The sequence below is a fragment of the Pseudomonas sp. NPDC086278 genome, assembly GCF_050280905.1.
GTDB lineage: Bacteria > Pseudomonadota > Gammaproteobacteria > Pseudomonadales > Pseudomonadaceae > Aquipseudomonas.
In genome coordinates, this window is sequence record NZ_JBNNWE010000195.1 from 1 (window position 1) to 2726 (window position 2726).

The 2726-nt window shown below is 59.1% G+C and carries 1 protein-coding gene and 2 pseudogenes; all 3 read right to left on the minus strand.

Annotation, left to right across the window (positions count from 1 at the left end; genetic code table 11):
• Positions 1-90 precede the first annotated feature (90 nt).
• A pseudogene (locus ACQKP4_RS28790) lies at positions 91-183 on the minus strand (NADH-quinone oxidoreductase subunit NuoE); the annotation flags it as partial.
• Between the two features lie 2 nt (positions 184-185).
• Complete coding sequence (gene nuoC, locus ACQKP4_RS28795; protein WP_427637407.1) at positions 186-1970, minus strand: NADH-quinone oxidoreductase subunit C/D; 1785 nt, start codon at positions 1968-1970, stop codon at positions 186-188.
• A gap of 72 nt (positions 1971-2042) precedes the next feature.
• A pseudogene (locus ACQKP4_RS28800) lies at positions 2043-2633 on the minus strand (NuoB/complex I 20 kDa subunit family protein); the annotation flags it as partial.
• Between the last annotated feature and the right edge of the window lie 93 nt (positions 2634-2726).

Here is a 2726-nt window from a genome sequence, read left to right on the forward strand (position 1 = left end):
ATCTCGCTATGGCGTCTCTCCTACCCCGAATGAGGGGCGACCGAATGGGCTGGGGCAAGCTGTCGGGCGCCCGATTTCGCGGGTGTCTGAAGGGTATTCGTAGTGATGCAACTCGTGCTCGATGGCCGAGCGCTCGGTTTCACTCAAGGTGAAACGGTCTGTCTGGATAAGCGTGCTGTTCATGCTTAGCGGTCCACGTCGGCCATAACGAAATCGATACTACCCAGGTACGCAATCAAGTCCGCGACCATGCTGCCTTTGATCACCGAAGGGATCTGCTGCAAGTGCGGGAAGCTTGGGGTACGAATCCGGGTGCGGTAGCTCATGGTGCCGCCATCGCTCGTCAGGTAATAACTGTTGATGCCCTTGGTCGCCTCGATCATCTGGAAGGATTCGTTGGCCGGCATGACCGGGCCCCACGAAACTTGCAGGAAGTGCGTGATCAGGGTCTCGATGTGTTGCAGCGTGCGTTCTTTGGGCGGCGGCGTGGTCAGCGGGTGATCCGCCTTGTACGGGCCTTCCGGCATGTTGCGCATGCACTGCTCGATGATCTTGATGCTCTGGCGCATTTCTTCGACGCGCACGATGCAGCGATCGTAGGCATCACCGTTGGCGGCCAGCGGCACTTCGAATTCGAAGTTTTCGTAACCGGAGTATGGGCGAGCCTTGCGCAGGTCGAAGTCACAACCGGTCGAACGCAAGCCAGCACCGGTGACGCCCCATTCGAAGGCTTCTTTGGTGTTGTAGGCAGCGACGCCGATGGTCCGGCCTTTGAGGATGCTGTTGTCCAGCGCGGCTTTCTGGTATTCGTCCAGACGCTTCGGCATCCACTCGACGAAGTCTTTCACCAGTTTTTCCCAGCCGCGCGGCAGGTCGTGCGCGACGCCGCCGATGCGGTACCAGGCCGGGTGCAGACGGAAACCGGTGATGGCTTCGATCACCGTGTACGCCTTCTGGCGGTCGGTGAAGGTGAAGAACACCGGCGTCATGGCGCCGACGTCCTGGATGTACGTCCCCAGGAACAGCAGGTGGCTGGTGATCCGGAAGAACTCGGCCATCATGATGCGGATGACGTCGACCTTTTCAGGCACCTTGATGCCGGCCAGCTTCTCGACCGAGAGCACGTACGGCAGGTTGTTCATCACGCCGCCGAGGTAGTCGATACGGTCGGTGTACGGGATGAAGCTGTGCCAGGACTGGCGCTCGGCCATTTTCTCGGCACCACGGTGGTGGTAGCCGACGTCCGGCACGCAGTCGACGATCTCTTCACCGTCCAGCTGCAGGATGATGCGGAACGCACCGTGCGCGGAAGGGTGGTTAGGACCGAGGTTGAGGAACATGTAGTCCTCGTTCTTGCCGGAACGCTTCATGCCCCAGTCTTCAGGCTTGAAGCGCGCGGCTTCTTCCTCAAGCTGTTGCTTGGCCAGCGTCAGGGTGAACGGATCGAACTCGGTGGCACGGGCCGGGAAGTCTTTGCGCAGCGGGTGACCTTCCCAGGTTGGCGGCATCATGATGCGGGTCAGGTGGGGGTGACCGGCAAAGTCGATGCCGTACATGTCCCACACTTCACGCTCATACCAGTTGGCGTTCGGCCAGATCCCGGTAATCGTCGGTACGCTGAGGTCGCTCTCGGACAAGGCGACCTTGATCATCACGTCACTGTTACGTTCGATCGACATCAAGTGATAGAACACGGTGAAGTCGGCGCCGCTTGGCAGCCCTTGACGCTTGGTGCGCAGACGCTCATCCACGCCGTGCAGGTCATAGAGCATGACGTACGGCTTGGGCAGGTTGCGCAGGAAGGTCAGCACTTCGACGAGTTTGGCGCGGGCAACCCAAAGCACCGGCATGCCGGTGCGGGTAGGCTGGGCGGTGAACGCCTCGGGGCCAAAACGGTTGTTCAGTTCGACGACCACATCCTGGTCGTCTGCCTTATAAGGCGGGATGTACAGAGCACTGCCTGTAGTCATGGTTATTTATCGCTTTCGGTCAACGTAAAGAATGAAGCCAGTGTCTCGTTCTATGGAAGAAGCAGAGCTGGATCAGACTTCGTCGGGGCTGCGCAGGTTGGTGACTGCGATTCGCTGTTCGCGGCGCTGTTCCTTTTGCGAAGGCATCTCGGCGCGGTACACGCCTTGATCGCCAACGACCCAGGAAAGCGGACGACGCTCCTGTCCAATCGACTCTTGCAAAAGCATCAAGCCTTGCAGAAAAGCTTCGGGACGGGGCGGGCAGCCAGGCACGTAGACGTCAACGGGCAGGAATTTGTCCACCCCTTGAACGACTGAGTAGATGTCGTACATGCCACCGGAGTTGGCGCACGAACCCATGGAGATAACCCATTTAGGTTCGAGCATTTGCTCGTAGAGACGCTGAATGATCGGCGCCATCTTGATGAAGCAGGTACCGGCGATAACCATGAAATCCGCCTGACGCGGCGATGCCCGGATCACCTCGGCGCCAAAGCGCGCGATGTCGTGGGGCGCCGTGAAGGCGGTGGTCATTTCCACGTAGCAGCACGAAAGACCGAAGTTGTACGGCCACAGGGAGTTCTTGCGCCCCCAGTTGATCGTGCCGTTAAGCACGTCTTCGAGCTTGCCCATGAAGATGTTTTTGTGAACTTGATCTTCTACCCAGCGTTCCAGCCTGATGATCATCATCTCTCACGACCGTCACTTCCTGAACAGCGTGTGCACGCACATGGCTGACCTGGATTACGGCGAGCT

Coding starts and splice junctions, on each gene's coding strand:
- nuoC (WP_427637407.1), bottom strand. CDS start 1,970: ATGACTACAGGCAGTGCTCTGTACATCCCGCCTTATAAGGCAGACGAC.